Source organism: Halomarina halobia, assembly GCF_029338575.1.
Classification (GTDB): domain Archaea; phylum Halobacteriota; class Halobacteria; order Halobacteriales; family Haloarculaceae; genus Halomarina; species Halomarina halobia.
Genome location: NZ_CP119993.1, coordinates 116,682 through 134,220, shown reverse-complemented (window position 1 = coordinate 134,220; position 17,539 = coordinate 116,682). Strand labels below are relative to the sequence as shown.

Below are 17,539 nucleotides of genomic sequence, written 5' to 3'. Positions count from 1 at the left end.
CTGTCTTAGCTCGATGCCAACTACAAAAAGCTATGCGTCGGCCGGTGGTTCGCTACTCCCCCCGGAATTCCGGATTCCGCTTCTCGACGAACGCTGCGTGGCCTTCCTCCTTATCAGCGGTCTCGAAGAGGAGTCCGGCTAGCGCCGCCTCGAGCTCCAGCCCGGTTTCCAACTGTGCCCGACTCTGGTTGACGGCCTTCTTCGCGAACCACTGGGCGATCGGTGGGCCGTCGGCCAGTTCGTCCGCGAGCTCGTACACCCTGTCTTCGAACTCGTCGTCCATCACGACTTCGTTGGCGAGTCCGATGTCCTCCGCCTCGGCTGCGGGTACATGCCGCCCGGTCAGTATCAGTTCCTTCGCCTTCAAGTAACCGACGAGGTGGGTCAGCCGCTGAGTACCGCCCGCTCCCGGGATAAAACCCAGGCCGATCTCGGGCTGTCCGAACCGGGCGCTTTCGGTCGCGACGATCATATCGCACATCATCGCGATCTCGGTGCCACCACCCAGAGCGACCCCGTTGACAGCCGCGATGACGGGGGCGCGGCTCGACTCGATCGCGTCCTCGAGGCTCGCCATCGTGTCCCGGAACTCCTCCCGGAACCAGACGCCCGATCGGTTCTGGAAGTCCTTGATATCGCCACCCCCGATGAACGCTCGCTCTCCCTCTCCGGTGAGGACGATCACTCTGGTCCCGGAAGACAGGTCTGAGATCGCCTCGGAAAGCTCGGTCAGGACCTCGGTGTTGACCGCATTCATCGCCTCGGGACGGGCTACGCTGACGGTGGCGACCGCTCCATCCTGCTCTACCGATATCGTGTCGTAGTCGGTCGACATCACTCTCCATTGTACGAGTCCCGTGTTAATTGTTCCCCACACCCCAGAGTGCGTACTGGATAGAAGGATGATGCGAAAGGGCGGGGTTCGGTCCTTCAGGGGGTGACGACGAGTTTTCCCACGAAGTCACGCGACACCATGTCCGCGAAGGCCCGTCCGGTCTCTTCCAGTTCATACGTCGCGTGTACCGGTGGTTCGAATCGGTTGTTCTCGACGAACTCCACGACGCGTTCCAGATCTGCCTGGGTCCCCATCGTACTCCCGACGATCCGCTTGTGTTCGAGGAACAGGTCCTGCGTATCGATGGTGGAGTGTCGGCCCGCGGTCCGCCCGCAGATGACCATGCGTCCACCCCTGCGCAGGACCGAGACGCCGGCGGCAGTGAACGCACCGCCGAGATGGTTAAGGACCGCGTCGATCGGTCGGAGGCCGGCGACGGCGTCCTCAAGAGCGTCGGGAGCCTCCACCCTCAGACGGTAGTCTGCACCGAACTCCTCTAGCCTCTCGAGTTTCGACTCCGAGGTCGACGTGCAGATGGAGCGCGCTCCGAGCGTGTCGATGAGTTGGACGGCCGCGACACCGACACCGCCAGTGGCACCGGGAACGAGAACGGTATCGCCGGCGGCGACGCCCGCTCGTCGGAGCATCTGCCAGGCAGTCATGTACGCGACCGGGAGCGCCGCCGCCGAGACGAAATCTACGTCTGCGGGGAGCGGCACGAGACGGCTCGCGTCGACCGCCGCTCGTTCCGCGAACCCGCCGTGGAAGAGGCCGTAGTGCTCACAGAGGTTTTCCGGTCCGTCGCGGCAGAACTTACACTTACCACACGTCTGCATCGGCGAGAGAACGACCCGGTCACCCACCGAGACCGAGTCGACATCCGTGCCGATGTCGATCACCTCCCCCGCGACATCGACGCCGGAGACGAACGGTAGGTGTTCTTCCCGCAGTCGGAAGTCCCCCTGTAGATAGAGTAGATCGTGTCGATTTAGCGCCGCCCCGCGGACGCGGACGAGCGCCTGGTCGGCAGCGACGGTGGGTTCCGGCGCGTCAATCACTTCAACGTTGGACGGTCCACCGAGGCCGGTGAAGGCTGCAGCACGCATGGCTGTCGGATCAGCCGGTAGGGTGATATACTTTAGCCTGCTTCGAGGGGGCACCGTTTCTCATCCTCGGCCACCACGTCGGCGATCGCTGGGGGGTCGTATCGAAGGCTCCGCCGACTACAGGGGGTGAGCCTCCGCCCACTTCTGCCAGCCGTACAGGAGGGAGCCATCGGAGGGTATCGCGTCGCTCTCAGCCAGCGGACATCGTGAGGATTCGTCCTAGTACCTGGGGGTACTGTACCCTAGTAGGACCGCGGGAGGCCGAGGACGTTACTCCCGACGAAGGCCTTCACGAGTTCGTCGCTGACCGGTGCGACGCGTGCGAGGCGGACGTCACGAAACAATCGTTCGACGTGGTACTCGTTCGCGAAGCCCATTCCGCCGAGCGTCTGGACGGCCTGATCGCAGGCCTTGAACCCGGTTCGAGCGCCCATGAACTTCGCCGCGTTCGCCTCCATGGAGCAATCCTCGCCCGCGTCGTACAGCGAGGCTGCCTTGTAGATCATGAGCTTGGCCGTTTCGAGTTCTATCTTGCTCTCGGCGAGCGGGAACTGGACGCCCTGGTTCTTCCCGATCGGCCGTTCGAAGGCCTCGCGCTCGCCCGCGTAATCCACCGCCAGGTCGAGCGCGAGTTCGCCGGCCGCGAGCGGGATAGCCGACCACGTGATGCGCTCGGTGTTGAGCGTACCGAGGACGTGGTAGAACCCCCGGTCTTCCTCGCCGAGGAGGGTGTCCTCGGAAACACGGACATCGTCGAAGACGACCTCGCACGAGCCGAGACAGCGCATACTGAGTTTGTCGATCTTGTTCGTCGTGATCCCGTCGTTGTCGGTCGGGACGACGAACAGCGAGATCCCCTCGTGCCGGGATCCATCGCCCATCGGCGACGTCCGAGCGAGCGTGACGATGTAATCCGAGACGTGGGCACCAGTGGTCCAGATCTTCGTACCGTTCAACACGTACTCGTCCCCGTCCCTCTCGGCGGTCGTCTTGATCCCGGCCGTATCGAGGCCCGCGTCCGGTTCGGTCAGACCGAGCGAGATGACTGCCCCGTCCGCCACCTCCGGGAGCCACCGCTCTTTCTGCTCCTCGTTCCCGTGCTCGTTCAGTGAAATCCCTCCGAACACCGGTCCCAGCGTAAGGAGGTTGGGGCCGCTGACACCACCACCGTTCCGTCCAAGAGCCAATCCGACCGCAGCAACCTCCTCCATACCCAGTCCTTCGCCGCCATACTCTTGGGGGACAGTAAGTCCCATGAAACCAGCCTCAGTGAGATCGTCCCAGATCTCGTGCGGGAATTCTTCGGCTTCGTCCTTTTCGCGCCAGTATTCCAGACCGTAGTCTGAACAGATATCCCTGGTGAGACGCTGCATCATCTGCTGCTCCTCGGAGAGCGTGAAGTCCATCAGGCCTACGTCACCGTCTCACGTCTTAGTGTTTTTGTTGGGTCTCCGTCGAATGACTACCGACTTCTCACTCGACGGTTATCTCGGGGTCTCGAAGTCCCGTGATGGCCTCTGCGTAGACTGACTCACGGCACGCAGCATAGGCGAGACGCTTGGTGTTCGCCCGCGAAATCGTCCCTGGAGCCTGAACGGTGATCGATGGGTGCCCGTCTTCCAGGTGCACCTCGAACGTCGGGACCGACCAATCGTGGGCGGCCGCGATGTCACCCGCCCGCTCGCGCAGGTCCCGGCGAACGAGTTCGTCCATCGATACGGGCTCGTCGTCCCCGGGCGCCCGACTGTCGGTCGCGCTGCTGGTGTCGCTCACCCCCCACTCACCTGCCCCGGCTGCCGACCGCTCGGTGACGACGACCGCTGGGGCCTCGATACCGGTCGTGAGCGCATCTAGGAACCGCGCCGCATCCGCACCATCGACGACGCGATGGTCGAACGACAGCGACAGTGTACACGACCGCTCATCGCCGTCACGGACGCGACCGACCCCGAGGATAGCGACCTGTGGCGGGTTAATGATCGGATCGAACGAATCGACACCGAACATGCCGAGGTTGGATATCGTGAACGTTCCACCCCGGAGATCGTCCATCGAATACTCGCCGTCAAGGACGGCATCCGTTAACCTCCGCCGCTCTCTGGCTATCTCCACGAGCGAGCGGCGTTCCGACTCCCGTATCACCGGCGTCACCAGCCCTGCCGCCGCGTCGACCGCGATCGCCACGTTCACCTCCGAAACCGATCGTAGTCGGCCATCCTCGAACCAGGCGTTGAAGTCGGGATATCTCTCGAGTGCCCTGACTGTTGCGGCGACGAGGAGGTCCGTGAATCCGATCGAGCCGTCCCCTGCCTGTGCTAGTTCCTCGGCCGTTTGGAGTGCACGCTCGACCTCGACTTCCCGATTTAACGTGACGTGAGGTGCTTCACGGGCGGAGCGGGACATCCGCGCCGCGATAGTCCGGCGCACCCCCGAGAGAGGTCGCTCTTCGTCGATCGTCACGCCCAGCGCGTCGGCGTCGTTTCTCGTCGGTTCGGTCGCCAGTCCCTCCGAACGCGCCGTCCCGATGCCTGGAGTCGATTCCCGCCCATCGGCGTTGCTGGCCGCAGCCCGGACGTCGGATTCGGTGACTCGACCGCCGATGCCTGTCCCCCCGACGTCGGTGAGCGAGACGCCGAGTTCGCGCGCGAGACGCCGAGTGCTCGGGCTCGTGAACACGCGACGCTCCGTCACGGAACTTCGATCGGTCCGTTCCGCGGGTACCGGCTCCGTCTGGTCGAGGTGCTCTTCGACATCGGTCTTCAAGACGGCCCCGTCGGGTCCGGTGCCGTCGAGGTCGGTCAGGTCGACACCGTGTTCCGCTGCGAGTCTCCGAGCGCCAGGTGCCGCCGGAACGTCGCCGGTGGTCTCCGCGCTCGCTACGCCGCCGTCGGGATCCTGCTCGCTCGTCGTCCCCGTCGGCAATGCCGCCTCTGGCGCCGTCCCGCCGTCGATCTCTCCGGGTTCGACGCGGCTCCTGGGGGCCGGTGCGCCATCGAGGCTTTCGTCGCGACCTAACACGATCCCGAGTACGGTACCCGGCGGGACCTCCTCTCCCTCGCCGACATCGACGCGAGCGAGCGTTCCGTCCTGAGAGGCGACGACGTCGGCCACGGCCTTCTCCGATTCGACGACCGCGATGACGTCGTCCTCTTCGACGCTGTCCCCCTCGTCGACGACCCATTCTGCGAGGAGTCCGATCTCCATCGTATTGCCCATCATCGGCATCCGTATTGCCTGCACCATTAGTTCGTCAACCCCTGGTGTCCGGAACACTAAAACAGTAGCGTCACCGCGGGTTCCGTCCCTGGATCTGCGTCGAGGGGCTCGCGATCACCAGGCCGATTTGAGGATGTCTCGGATGTCTCCCTCGGTTACGGGACGCGGATTGCTCGCCATGGCGGAGTCCTTCGCTGCGATCTCGGCCATCGCCTCGAAGTCATCCCGGTCGACGTTGACGTCCCGGAGTCGATACGGCACGTCGATTGCCGTCTGCAGGTCACGGATCTCTTCGAGAACCGATCTCACGACCCAGTCGTCACCCCGATCCTCGGTGTTGATCCCCATCGCCGCGGCGATGCGTCGGATGCGTTCCGGGACCGTCGACGCGTTGAACTTGACGCCGTGGGGAAGGAGGACGCTGTTGCCGTCACCGTGGGAGACAGGGTGGCGCGCACAGAGAGCATGGTTGATCCCATGATTGATACAGATACCGCCGATGAGGCCGAGAGCACTCAATGCCGCACCGATCTGAGCCCTCTCGATCGCTTCGGTGTGAGACGGATCCGTGACTGCGCTCTCGAGGTTTGTCATCAACAGATCGATAGCCCGTGTCGCCGTCGCCTGATAGAAGGGGTTCTCCCCTCGCGGATCCGAATAGAGGATCTCGACGGCGTGATCTAGTGCGTTCATCCCCGTACTCGCGATGGTGTTCGAGGGTGTGGTTGCCGTCAACTCCGGGTCATAGTAGTTGGCGACGGGTCGTACCTTCTCGTCGACGATGACGCCCTTTTCGCCGCGTTCGTGGTCCGTAACCCCGAACGCGTTGCTCACTTCCGCTGCCGAAAGGGTCGTCGCGATGGTGAAGATCGGGACCTTCGTCTCCGGTAGTTCAGGGATGTGCGCGTCACCCCGCTCGGTAGTTCGTGTCTTCATATCGTCCATCGAACGTCCTTCCTCTGCATCGAAGGTCGCAATCGCCTTCGCCGTGTCACTGGCACTACCTCCGCCGACACTCACCAGAACGTCGATGTCGTGTTTACGTTTGCGTTCGACCCCACGATGGACGGTTTCGAGCGGGGTGTCGCTCCGTACCCCCGTGTACGTACAGACTAGGGTGTCTCCGAGTACGCCCTCTATCGCATCGAGGAGCTCTTCGTTGTCCCCGACGTTCTCGCCGCAGACGAGCATGGCCCGTCCCGAACCTTCGGCTTCGATCATGCTCGGTAGTTCACTGACGCAGTTAGAACCCCACACGAAGGTGTTGGACTCGTAGGCGTGAGTTGCCATACCACGCCATCCTCGGGAGGTGAACATAATCGTTGTGGTGGGTCGGAGACGGTAGATGAAACGGGCAGTGTTGCGGAGATGGGAGGGGCAGTCGGTATACATTCAAGGGACCCCGCGTGAATCGGCTAGACACGATGCGAGTGATCGGTATAGACCGCGTGGTTATTGCGACGGACAGCGTGGAGCGAACAGCTGAAACGCTCGACGATCGCTTGGGAATCGGCTTCGGTGACCTTCTGACCCTGACAACAGAGACCTCGGGGGGAGAAAACACCCTCAACAGCGTCATCGACACGGCCGGGATCGGCGTAGACATCGTCCAACCGGATCCGAAAGACGATGACAACGCTATCGCGAACTTCGTCGAGGAGCACGGAACCGGGCTCTACGCGATCGCGTTTCGGGTAGCCGATCTGGAGACCGCGCGCGCGGACCTAGCTACGGACGGTATCGAGCCGGTCGGTGAGATCACCGTGGGAGAGTTCACCGAGTTACTCTATCACCCCCATGATTTCGACGGGTTGTTCGTATTCTTGGCCGAGTTCCCCCACGCCTTTGAGACGGCCTCTCGGATGGAGGCGCTTGGCGGGGAGGACCGATAGGGAGTATGCGCAATCGATAATACCGATCGCCCGTACCAGAGGGGTATGCGGCAAGCTAACTTCGGGTACATCATCCGGAAGAAGTCGTACTACTTTCCGAACGAGGTAGCCATCGTCGAGCAGGCGACACGAGACGAGTACACCTACGAGGAGCTGGAGCGGCGATCGAACAGCGTCGCACGGGAGTTGACGGACAGAGGGATCGGGGAGGGGGATCGAGTGTGCGGATTGTTCCGGAACTCCGTCGAGTTCTTCGACCTGTTTTTCGCCACGTGTAAACTCGGTGCTGTCATTGCGCCGTTCAACTACCGTCTATCCGCGGACGAACTCGAATACCTGCTGGCCGACGTCGATCCAGCCCTCTTCGTCTACGAGGGGGTCTTCGAAGACACCGCGTCCAGACTCTCGCTGGACGAAATTCCGACGGTCCGGATCGGAGACCCCGGAGAAGAGCACGGCCTCGACGCCGACGATTGGACGGCCTTCTACGAGAACCCCGGCACCGAGGTACCAGTCGCGGACGGGTTCGACGATCCCGCCATCTTGCTGTACACGAGCGGATCGACCGGAAGACCGAAGGGCGTCCCGCTGTCCCACAAGAACATCTTCTTCTCCTCGGTGAGCTACATCGTCGATACGGAGTTGAATAGCGATGACGTGACGGTGACCTCCAGTCCGGTCTTCCACGTCGGCGGGCTCAACATCTTCACGCTTCCACTCCTGCACATGGGCGGGACCGTTATTCTACAGCAGGAATTCGTCCCCGAGGAAACGTGGGAGGTGATGGCTGAGTACGACGTGACAAAGCTGTTCGCGATCCCGACGATGCTGAATTCGATGGTTCACGTAGATGGATGGCAGGACCTCGACCTCTCTGCGCTCGATCTGGTCGTCGGGGGAGGAGAACCGGTTCCGAGTGAACTCAAAGCGGCCTTTCGGGAGATCGACGTACCGTGTGTCGCCGCGTACGGTCTCACGGAGACGACGGACGGATCGCTCGTGCTTCGACCGGAACACGCGATGGAGAAACCTCCGAAGTGTAACGGGATGACGTTCACTCACGTGGATGCGAAGGTGGTCGATGAAGAGGGAGACGAGGTTTCGTCCGGTGAAGCCGGCGAGTTGCTCCACCGGGGGCCGACCGTGTCCGAGGGCTACCTCGGCCTGCCCGAGAAGACCGAACAGGCATGGACGGACGGGTGGTTCCACACGGGGGACATCGCGGAGGTCGACGAAGACGGGTTCTACCACATCCACGGTCGCGTGGACGACATGATCATCTCCGGTGGGGAGAACATCTACCCGAGCGAGGTCGAGGAAGCGCTCTACTCGCATCCGCAGGTGGAGGAGGTCGTGGTCTTCGGCGTCCCGGACGACCGATGGGGACAGATCGTGAAGGCGGTGATCGCGACGGTAGATGACGAGGCGATCCCGACCGAGGAAGTACGAGAGTTCCTCGAAAGCCGACTAGCGCGGTTCAAGCACCCGAAAGAGTTCGTTTTCGTCGACGGACTCCCCAAGAGCGGAACCGGAAAGATCGAGCGCCAGACGGTGCTCGAACGGTACGGGGCGACCGACATTTGATCCCCGAGCAGTGCGTACGCTCGGCGGAAACACTCCACCGGTCGGTCAGCGTCACCGTTGATTCCGTCGTCGGTCACGGTAAGGTTTCGAAAACAAAACCCGGATCGCGACTTGAATTCTCACCACGAATCCGTTAGATATGTTACATAGATCGGGTAATCAACTCGCCGGGTAGTTGTTGCTATACGCAATAGTTAATATGGACTAATTCACTAATCAACTATCGCATGTCAGGTAATGGCAGGACAGACGGCGGTACATCGAGGCGCAACTACCTCAGAGGAGCAGCAGGTAGCGCTACCCTGGCGGCAATAACGGGTTGTCTCGGCGGTGGTCTCGGAGGAGGTGGTGGTGATTCAGTGACCATCGGGGGGACTATTCCGACGAGCGGGCCGTACGGCGAGATCGGTGGGAACCAGAAGCAAGCGGTAGAGTTAGCCGTCAAACACGCAAACGAGGACGGCGACGCGGGTGACAGGGAGATCGAGGTGGTCTTCCGGGACACTCAAACGGACCCCCAACGAGCGACGCAGGTCGCACGCGAACTGATCACCCAGGAAAACGCCGACTTCCTCGCGGGGAATTTCTCCAGCAGCGTGGCGCTTGCGATCGGCGAGCTGGCGCAGCGGGAGGACGTGATCTACACCTGCGTCGGGGGGAGTAACGCGCTCACCGGGAAGCAGTGTCGAGCGAACGTGTTCAATGCGGGCAACAGCGCCGTGATGCAGACCAGCGGCGGTCTACGATACGTTCTCGAACAGGGGCTCGGAGAGAGCGTGTACGAGATCACGGCGGATTACTCGTGGGGGCAATCGATCCAGAACTGGAACGAGACCCAGATCGTCCCCTCGTTCGATGGCGTAGAATATCTCGGTAACACGTTCGTCGACTTCGGCGCGACGGATTACTCACAAGCCATTACGAAGGCCCGGAACTCGGGGGCCGACATCATCAGCTTCAACCTGTTCGCATCGAATCACGTCCAGAGCGCCCAGCAGGCGGGCGATTTCGGTCTGTTCGAAGACCACGTCTGCGTCTGGCCGGCAACGGGGATTATCGAGGCGGCACAGATCGGTCCGCAGATACTCAGCCACGAGAACTTCTACGCGAGCGCACCGTGGTACTGGCAGCACGACGTCTCCGCCGCCCGGGAGTTCGCCAACTCGTTCAACGAGGAATACGATACCCGACCACTCGGTTTCTCGGCGAGTATGTATGCGGGCGTGCGGACGACCCTTCGCGCGATCAACGCCGCTGACGGGACCGAAGCTAACGCCGTCCGCGACGAGATGGAAGATCGAGAGCTCTTCCCCCAGCTGTGGAACGTCGGTGAGCGGTTCCGCGCCTGCGATCACCGTGCGACGATCGCGACGATGACGGTAAAGGGACGGCCGCCGGAGGAAGTCGACGGACAGAACTATTACCGCATCCTCGAAGTCCCGCAGGACCCCGAGGAGACGCAGATGCGAACGTGCGAACAGACCGGCTGCAGCTTCTAGACCCATAATGATCGAGCTCTCTACAGTATTCAACACCGCCTTTCAGGGAGGGTTGACGTTTCCGGCCACACCGCTTCAGACGCAGTATTACGCGACCCAGCTGTTCAACGGGCTCATGCTCGGGATGACGCTCGTACTAGTGTCGCTCGGACTCACGATCATCTTCGGTCTCTTGGGTGTCATCAACTTCGCCCACGGCGACATCCTGCTGGTGGGGACGTACATCGCTTGGACCGTACAGAGCGCGACGGGGAGCTTCGTGTTCGCGATCGTCGCCGCTGTCGTCGGCACGTTTCTCACCGGGATCGTCATCGAACGGACGCTCCTCAGATACACATACGGACGCTACGATGCGCTCCTGCAGTTGCTCTTGACCTTCGGCATCGCGGAGTTCCTCAGAGGGGGAGTCATGCTGGTCTGGGGCCAGTCGGGCAAGAATTTCCCGAATCCGGCCTGGGCGCAGGGAGCGGTGGATCTGGTTCTCTTCTCCTATCCCCTCTACCGGGTATTCGTCATCGTGGTTGCGGGGTTACTCATCGTGGCGCTGTATCTGTTCCTCAATTGGACAGACCTCGGGCTACTTATCCGAGCAGGGACACAGGACCGTGACATGGTCGACGCCCTCGGCATCGACGTTTCCCGGATTTATCTCCTGGTCTTCGGTATCGGGGCGGCGCTGGCAGGAATCGCCGGCGTCCTGATTGGCCCTATCCGAGCGGCCCACCCGACGTTAGGCATCGAACTGTTGATTCCGGCGTTCGTCGTGGTGGTCGTGGGGGGCCTCGGTAGCTTCCGGGGGACGATCATCGCAGGTATCCTCATCGGCGAACTACAGGTCCTGACGGGGATGTTCTATTCTCAAGCCGCAGAGGTCGTCGTGTTCCTCTTTATGGCGATCGTCCTGCTAGTCAGACCGCGTGGCCTCTTCGGCAAGGAAGGGGTGATCGAGTGATGGCGACCGTTTCGACGTCCTTCGGGGCGATCGTGGATAGGGTCGGTCAGAAGCGGTTGACGTACCTCGGCGTCTTCGGCATCCTCGTGGCTCTACCGTTCATCGCAACCCCGTTTCTCAGCACTGAAATAGTCGTGATGGGAATCTTCGCGATGGGGTACAACATCATTCTCGGCTACGGTGGTGAACTCTCGTTCGGGCACGCCGCCTTTTTCGGCCTCGGAGCATATGCGACGGTTCTCATCGTCGAGCACGCAGTACAAAACCTCTATCTCGCAATCCTTAGCAGTGTCGTGATAGTGACGGTCGTGAGCGTCGTGTTCGGCTACCTCAGTCTTCGACGGCGGGGTATCTACTTCGCGATGATCACCCTCGCGTTGGCCCAGATGACCTACACCATCGTCTTCCAGTGGTCCGGGCTAACCGGCGGTTCGAACGGGCTTTCACTTCCGACCAGCGAGGCACCGCTCGGACCACTGACACCGTTACAGAACGATCTACACTTCTACGCCGTCGTGAGTGTAGTGTTCCTCGTCCTCTTTGTGGCTATTAGTCGCGTGGTCAGTTCCCCGTTCGGCCGCACACTGAAGGCAATCAGAGAGAGCGAGGAACGAGCGCTTCACCTGGGTTACGACGTCAACAACTACCTGTGGTTGGCGTTCGCGATGTCGGGGGCTATTTCCGGCTTCGCCGGTGCCCTCTATGCCGTACTGTTCATCTTCATCTCCCCGAACCTGCTCTTCTGGACGATGTCCGGCGAGGTCGTCCTGATGGCGATTATGGGCGGACTCGGAACGCTCATCGGGCCACTGGTCGGTGCCGCCGTATTCATCCTCCTGTCGGATACGTTCGCGCAGATCACCCAGAACTGGCAGGTGCTCTTCGGGATCGTTATCATCGCCGTCGTTCTGCTGGCCCCCGAGGGCATCGTCGGGTTGGCGAAATCGCGACTCCAGGGGGACGACGCCGGGGTCGACGTGAGACGATTGATCGACCGTCTGCGACCGTAACACCCAGGCGGGGGATCGTACTCCCCTTCAACCGAGCGCCAGATAGCGGCTCTTGATCTCCTCGTCTCGTTTGAGTTCCACGCTCGGCTTGTGGGCTTTAATTTCACCCTCGTCAATAACGTAGCCGTAGTCGCTTATATCGAGAGCGAGTTCGACGTTTTGCTCGACGAGGAGGATCGTGATACCGTCTTCGTTGATCTGTTGTAGGATGTTCCGGAGTCTCTCGACGAGCGATGGCATCAGCCCCTCGGTCGGTTCATCGACGAGGAGCAATCTCGGATCGGAGAGAAGCCCTCTCGCGATGGCGAGCATCTGCTGTTCGCCACCGCTCATCTGCCCAGCGCGTTGCTGTTCACGTTCTTCGAGCCGCGGGAAGTATCCGTACACCCGGTCGGTCAGTTCGTCGATCCTGTCCGCCTCGATATCGTGTCCCATATGTCCGAGCCGGAGGTTCTCACCGACAGTCAACTCGGGGAACACTCGTCTATGCTCCGGAATCAGAGAGACACCGGCCTGTGACGTCTCGTGGGGTTTGTTCCGCGTAACGTCCGTACCGTCGAAGCGGATCGTTCCGGATCGAGGCGTCTGGAAACCCATGATCGACTCTAACGTCGTCGTCTTTCCAGCGCCGTTCCGTCCGACGAGCGTCACGAGATCGCCCTCATCGACGGTCAGTGAAAGATCGTGGAGGATGTGGCTCTGCCCGTAGAACGTGTTGATCCGTTCGACTTCGAGTAGGCTCATGCGGTTCCCTCCAGATACACGCGACGAACCTCTCGATCCTGTCTCACTGCGTCCGGGACATCGTCGGCGATCTTCTTGCCGTTATGGAGTACCAGGATTCTGTCCGCGACTTCGTTGACGACGCTCATCTTGTGCTCGATGAGGATGATGGGAAGGTCTCGTCGGAGTTCGCCGATGAGTTGGATCACGTCTCGAGTTTCCTCCGGACTCATTCCGCTCGTCGGTTCGTCGAGTAGGAGCAGCTTCGGGTCGGTCCCGAGTGCGACAGCGATCTCGAGCGTTCGCTGCTCACCGTGGCTAAGGTTCGAAGCGAGGGTATCCGCCTTGGGGGCGAGATCGACCCGTTCGAGGATCTCGTGGGCCCGGTCAGTAATCTCCGGGGGTGCCTTCCCCCAGAAATTGTACGAGTTCTCGTTCGTTTGGACTGCGACTGCGACGTTCTCCAACACGCTGAGGCCATCGAAGAGTTTCGTCACCTGGTACGAGCGAATGAGACCTCTCCGGGCGATCTCGCTCGGAGGGACACCCGTGATCTCCTCCCCGTCAAACACGATCGTCCCGCTCGTCGGCGTCAGCGCACCGGTCAACAGGTTGAAGAAGGTTGTTTTGCCAGCGCCGTTCGGTCCGATGATAGCGTGAAGCTCATCCTCGTAGAATCGGGCGGTTACATCATCGACGGCGACGATACCGTCGAACTGTTTCCTCAGGTCATCCACGCTCAATATCGTCTCTCCATCGTCCATTGATGACTACTATCGCGTTCTCCGTCTTAAATACCGGTGCTAGGGGTCGACACTGGTGGGGAAACACTTACTCACCCCGGAACGAGAGACGGTACATGCGACTTGCGGATACCACCGTCGTCATCACCGGTGCGAGTTCCGGTCTCGGTCGAGCAACTGCACTCCTAGCTGCCGAAGAGGGGGCGCGTGTCGTTAACGCGGACGTTCAACGGGATCCCCGTAGCGGTGGTACGCCTACCGACGAACACATTACAGAGAGCGGTGGAGAGGCAACGTTCGTTGAAACGGACGTCACAGATATCGAAGAGGTGAACGCGGTCATGGACGAAGCCATCGACCGGTTCGGGAACCTCGATGTCGTCGTCAACAACGCCGGGAGGGCGGAGTCCTACGCAATAACCGATACGGACGCGACAAACTGGCGGGACACCGTCGAACTGAACTTGACCGGGGTCTACCACGGCTGTCTCGCAGCCGTCAAACGGTTACAGCGGTCGGGAGGTGGTGCCATCGTCAACATCGGCAGTGTGTTCGGTGTCGTCGGCGCGCCGAATTCGGCCTCCTACAGCGCGGCGAAGGGGGGCGTTATCGCGCTCACCCGGCAGGTCGCTCGCGACTATGCGGCGGATGGCATTCGCGTCAACGCCGTCTCGCCGGGATTCGTAGATACGCCGATGTTACGGGAGGACACCCACGCGGGAACCATCGAGTTCGCCGAGCGACAGACCCCGATGCGAAGGATCGGGACTTCCGACGAGATCGCGGAAGCCGTCGTCTTTCTCGCGAGCGATGCGGCCTCGTTTGTGACCGGTCAGAACCTCGTCGTCGATGGCGGGTACGGGATGGCCTGACAACGGGAGATATCGGTTCGAGAATAGCTCCCAATACAATAATCAACGTGGACGCGTATCACCCCACTATGGAGATCGACTTGAGTCAGTACGACTCGTACGACGAAGCGTATCGGCAGTTCGAATGGGACATCCCAGGAACGTTCAACATGGCTGACGCTGTCTGTGGTCGGTGGGCCGATCGTGAGGACGGGAAACGTCGTGTTGCTCTCTTCTACGAGGACGAGGATGGATCACGTGAGACGTACACGTTCTGGCAAGTTAAACGGATAGCGAACGAGGTTTCGAACGTTCTCGCCGACGCTGGCGTTGAGCGAGGGACGCGCGTTGGTATCGTTCTCCCACAGCGGCCAGAGACGTTGTTCGCCAACCTCGGTGTGCTCCAGATGGGGGCGGTGTCAGTACCCCTCTCGGTCCTGTACGGGTCAGAGGGACTCCGCTACCGACTAGATCACTCACAGACGCAGGTCGCAATCGTCGATCGACAGCGTGCGGACGTCCTCGACACCCTCCGTGATGACCTCGATCACCTCGAAACGGTGATCACTCTCGACGACCCCGACGGGATCGACGGGCAGTCGTGGGAAGACGGGGTCGAAGCTGCGTCACCGAGGTTCGATCCTCTCGTGACGGACGCCGAGGACTCCGCGTACATCATCTACACGAGCGGAACGACTGGAAGACCGAAGGGGGCCCACCACGCCCACAGGAGTCTGCTCGGATACATCCCCGGGTGGCAGATGATAAACGAGTTCCCGGGTGAGGAAGCCGTCCACTACACGCCTGCAGGCTGGTCCTGGGTAGGGGGTCTGTTCGCCGTCGTCTGGTGTGCTTGGTACCACGGACATCCCGTCGTCGGGTACGGTGGGCAGTTCGACCCGGAGACCGTCTACGATCTCATGGAACGATACGGAGTCACGAATCCACTCCTGACGTCTACGATGATCCGGATGCTAAAGGGCGTTGATCGTCCAACGGATGAGCTCGACGTCCGAGTAGTTCCTAGCGGCGGTGAAAAGGTGACGGAGGACATCTTCGAGTTCGTCGAAACCGAATGGGGGGCTCGAGTGAACGAAATCTACGGTCAGACCGAGTGCAACTTCCTCGTTGGGACGAACCACTCTCTCATGGACGTCAATAAGAACGCGTCCGGGAAACCGTGCCCCGGACACGAGGTGGCTATCGTCGATGATAATACCGGAGAGCGGAAGGCCGCGGGGGAGATCGGCCATATCGCGGTCAAACGGCCAGACCCGTCCATGCTGCTCGGCTACTGGAACCAGCCCGATCTCACGGAGGACCTCTTTGTCGACGACTGGATGAAAACCGGCGACGCGGGTTCATACGACGAGGATGGGTACATCTACTACGAGGGACGGGCCGATGACGTCATCATCACGAGCGGCTACCGGGTCAGCCCCCTCGAAGTGGAAGACAGTTTGCGTGAACACGACGCGGTCAACGACGTCGTCGTCGTGGGAATCGAGGATAGCGAGAGGGGGACCGTCATCAAAGCGTTCGTCAAAGTAGAACCGAACGAGACTGAGTCCGACGCGCTGATCGACGAACTCCAACGTTTCGTCAAGGAGCGAGAAGCCGCCTACAAGTATCCTCGTGTGATCGAATTCGTGGACGAATTCCCGACGACCGTCTCCGGGAAGATACAACGCCACAAACTCACCGAGTAACGTCTTCACCCCTTCCAAGACCGTTTGGTTGCATATCAGACGGGGAGTCGTTGGGAACACAACTTTCGAGGGGCCGAATTGGAGGGACCGGAAAACGGTGAGCCACGGCAGTAGTCAGGTAATGCGAATAACATAATGATTATTAAAAATAGTTATCTGCTCTGGCGTATCAGAGTAGTGTGAGCCATGGATTTCCCATCAGCAGAATGGCTAGAAGAGCTACAAGAGCGCTGTAACGAGGACGAACAGTTCAACCGGGCGGCAGAGTGGTCGGACGTGAATGTCGTCATCGGAGTCGATGAAGAGCGATACTGGTTGAAACTGTACGGCGGTGAAATCATCGATACCATGACGTACGAACCGATGTCCAATCCGCTCGGCTACGACGTCGTGGTGTCCGGGTCAAAGGAAGCGTGGGAGCCAGTAGTCGCCGGCGACGACACCTTCTGGAAGGCCTACAGCAGTGGAGGGATCCTGATCGACGGGGATCTCCTCGAAGCGAATCGCATGCACGAGGCCCTCGTTCGAATGGCGGAGCTGATGGCTGAGACTCAGCAGGCGGAGGTGACGGTATGACCGAGATCACGGGTCACTACGTGGACGTGGATGGAACGAGGATCTACTACGAGGAGTGCGGGGAGGGGATTCCCCTCTTCTGTATCCACACCGCCGGCGCTTGCTCGATCGAGTACTACGAATTCCTCCCCATTATGGCCGACAACGGTTTCCACGCAATTGCCGTCGATCTTCCGGGACACGGGAAGTCGTACCCCGTGAACTGGGAGCCGTTCAGGGAAATGCACGAGTACGCCGAATTCGTCTGGAGGATAATCGAGGAAGTGTGCGAGGACAAGCCCGTCGTCGCGGGCTGTTCGATCGGTGGCAACATGGTCACGGACATGGCCTGTCACCATTCGGACGATATGCGAGCGGCGCTAGCCCTCGAAGGCGCCGCGTACACGCCGACGTTCCCGAACGTGAACGTCTACGAGCACCCTCACGCGTGTCCCGGGTGGCGCGACATCATGGAACGGGCCGCAGAACAGTCGATGTACCGGCCAGTCCCGGAGGAGAAGATAACGGAGACGAGGTGGATGCATCGGTATGCGCCACAGGAGATCGCGACGGGCGATCTCCAGTGCTGGGTGAACCACGACGTTCGAGCGAGACTCGGGGACATCACGTGTCCCTTCCTGAACTTCAAGGGTGAAGCCGATTTCTACGTTCCTGAGGAACGGATGGAAGAGACCATCGAGGGGATCGCGGACGATCTCGGGGAGATGGTGATCGGCGAAAAGATGGGCCACTACCCGATGTTCGAGGATCCCGCAGGCCTCGCTGACGTCTGTATGGATTTCTTGAAGGATAAAAACGTCGTGGAGGAGTAGTATCTACATAAATCAGCAGATACATCCCCTA

Annotated in this window: 16 protein-coding genes; 9 read left to right on the top strand and 7 right to left on the bottom strand. The window is 60.8% G+C overall.

Going from position 1 to position 17,539, the window contains the following annotated elements; genetic code table 11:
• Positions 1–52: 52 nt before the first annotated feature.
• The 5 genes from P1K31_RS16185 to P1K31_RS16165 all read right to left on the bottom strand — a co-directional run bounded on the left by P1K31_RS16185 (position 53) and on the right by P1K31_RS16165 (position 6,447).
• Entirely contained in the window at positions 53–835 is a 783-nt protein-coding gene (locus P1K31_RS16185; protein ID WP_276306346.1) for an enoyl-CoA hydratase/isomerase family protein, read from the bottom strand.
• 95 nt (positions 836–930) lie between these two features.
• Positions 931–1,941 carry an alcohol dehydrogenase catalytic domain-containing protein gene (locus P1K31_RS16180; protein WP_276306345.1) on the bottom strand — a complete coding sequence of 337 codons (1,011 nt, stop codon included), beginning with the start codon at positions 1,939–1,941 and terminating at the stop codon, positions 931–933.
• 242 nt (positions 1,942–2,183) lie between these two features.
• The gene (locus P1K31_RS16175) at positions 2,184–3,347 is read right to left on the bottom strand and encodes an acyl-CoA dehydrogenase family protein (RefSeq protein WP_276306344.1); all 1,164 of its coding nucleotides are present in this window, start codon (positions 3,345–3,347) and stop codon (positions 2,184–2,186) included.
• 67 nt (positions 3,348–3,414) lie between these two features.
• Entirely contained in the window at positions 3,415–5,214 is a 1,800-nt protein-coding gene (locus P1K31_RS16170; protein ID WP_276306343.1) for a dihydrolipoamide acetyltransferase family protein, read from the bottom strand.
• Positions 5,215–5,271: 57 nt separating this feature from the next.
• Positions 5,272–6,447: an iron-containing alcohol dehydrogenase family protein gene (locus P1K31_RS16165; RefSeq protein WP_276306342.1), complete on the bottom strand. Its 1,176-nt coding sequence runs from the start codon at positions 6,445–6,447 to the stop codon at positions 5,272–5,274.
• 134 nt (positions 6,448–6,581) lie between these two features.
• Between P1K31_RS16165 and P1K31_RS16160 the strand changes: the two genes are divergently transcribed.
• The 5 genes from P1K31_RS16160 to P1K31_RS16140 all read left to right on the top strand — a co-directional run bounded on the left by P1K31_RS16160 (position 6,582) and on the right by P1K31_RS16140 (position 12,094).
• Complete coding sequence (locus tag P1K31_RS16160) at positions 6,582–7,049, top strand: VOC family protein (protein WP_276306341.1); 468 nt, start codon at positions 6,582–6,584, stop codon at positions 7,047–7,049.
• Positions 7,050–7,094: 45 nt separating this feature from the next.
• Positions 7,095–8,633 (top strand): AMP-binding protein, encoded by a 1,539-nt coding sequence (locus P1K31_RS16155; RefSeq protein ID WP_276306340.1) that lies wholly within the window; start codon positions 7,095–7,097, stop codon positions 8,631–8,633.
• 359 nt (positions 8,634–8,992) lie between these two features.
• The gene (locus tag P1K31_RS16150) at positions 8,993–10,132 is read left to right on the top strand and encodes an ABC transporter substrate-binding protein (protein ID WP_276306339.1); all 1,140 of its coding nucleotides are present in this window, start codon (positions 8,993–8,995) and stop codon (positions 10,130–10,132) included.
• A 7-nt stretch (positions 10,133–10,139) separates the two neighbouring features.
• Complete coding sequence (locus P1K31_RS16145) at positions 10,140–11,084, top strand: branched-chain amino acid ABC transporter permease (protein WP_276306338.1); 945 nt, start codon at positions 10,140–10,142, stop codon at positions 11,082–11,084.
• The gene (locus P1K31_RS16140) at positions 11,084–12,094 is read left to right on the top strand and encodes a branched-chain amino acid ABC transporter permease (protein WP_276306337.1); all 1,011 of its coding nucleotides are present in this window, start codon (positions 11,084–11,086) and stop codon (positions 12,092–12,094) included. Before P1K31_RS16145 ends, P1K31_RS16140 begins: the two co-directional genes overlap by 1 nt.
• A 27-nt stretch (positions 12,095–12,121) precedes the next feature.
• Here P1K31_RS16140 and P1K31_RS16135 read toward each other — a convergent pair whose 3' ends face one another.
• Positions 12,122–12,838 (bottom strand): ABC transporter ATP-binding protein, encoded by a 717-nt coding sequence (locus tag P1K31_RS16135; protein ID WP_276306336.1) that lies wholly within the window; start codon positions 12,836–12,838, stop codon positions 12,122–12,124.
• The gene (locus P1K31_RS16130) at positions 12,835–13,581 is read right to left on the bottom strand and encodes an ABC transporter ATP-binding protein (protein ID WP_276306335.1); all 747 of its coding nucleotides are present in this window, start codon (positions 13,579–13,581) and stop codon (positions 12,835–12,837) included. Before P1K31_RS16130 ends, P1K31_RS16135 begins: the two co-directional genes overlap by 4 nt.
• A gap of 95 nt (positions 13,582–13,676) precedes the next feature.
• Here P1K31_RS16130 and P1K31_RS16125 point away from each other — a divergent pair, with 95 nt between their 5' ends.
• The 4 genes from P1K31_RS16125 to P1K31_RS16110 all read left to right on the top strand — a co-directional run bounded on the left by P1K31_RS16125 (position 13,677) and on the right by P1K31_RS16110 (position 17,508).
• Entirely contained in the window at positions 13,677–14,432 is a 756-nt protein-coding gene (locus tag P1K31_RS16125; protein WP_276306334.1) for an SDR family NAD(P)-dependent oxidoreductase, read from the top strand.
• 68 nt (positions 14,433–14,500) lie between these two features.
• On the top strand, positions 14,501–16,120 hold the full coding sequence (locus tag P1K31_RS16120; protein ID WP_276306333.1) for an acetate--CoA ligase: 1,620 nt from the start codon (positions 14,501–14,503) through the stop codon (positions 16,118–16,120).
• A 186-nt stretch (positions 16,121–16,306) separates the two neighbouring features.
• A complete protein-coding gene (locus tag P1K31_RS16115) occupies positions 16,307–16,696 on the top strand; it encodes a hypothetical protein (RefSeq protein WP_276306332.1) in 390 nt (129 codons plus the stop codon).
• Positions 16,693–17,508, top strand: coding sequence for an alpha/beta fold hydrolase (locus tag P1K31_RS16110; protein WP_276306331.1), 816 nt, complete (start codon positions 16,693–16,695; stop codon positions 17,506–17,508). Before P1K31_RS16115 ends, P1K31_RS16110 begins: the two co-directional genes overlap by 4 nt.
• The last annotated feature ends 31 nt before the right edge of the window (positions 17,509–17,539 follow it).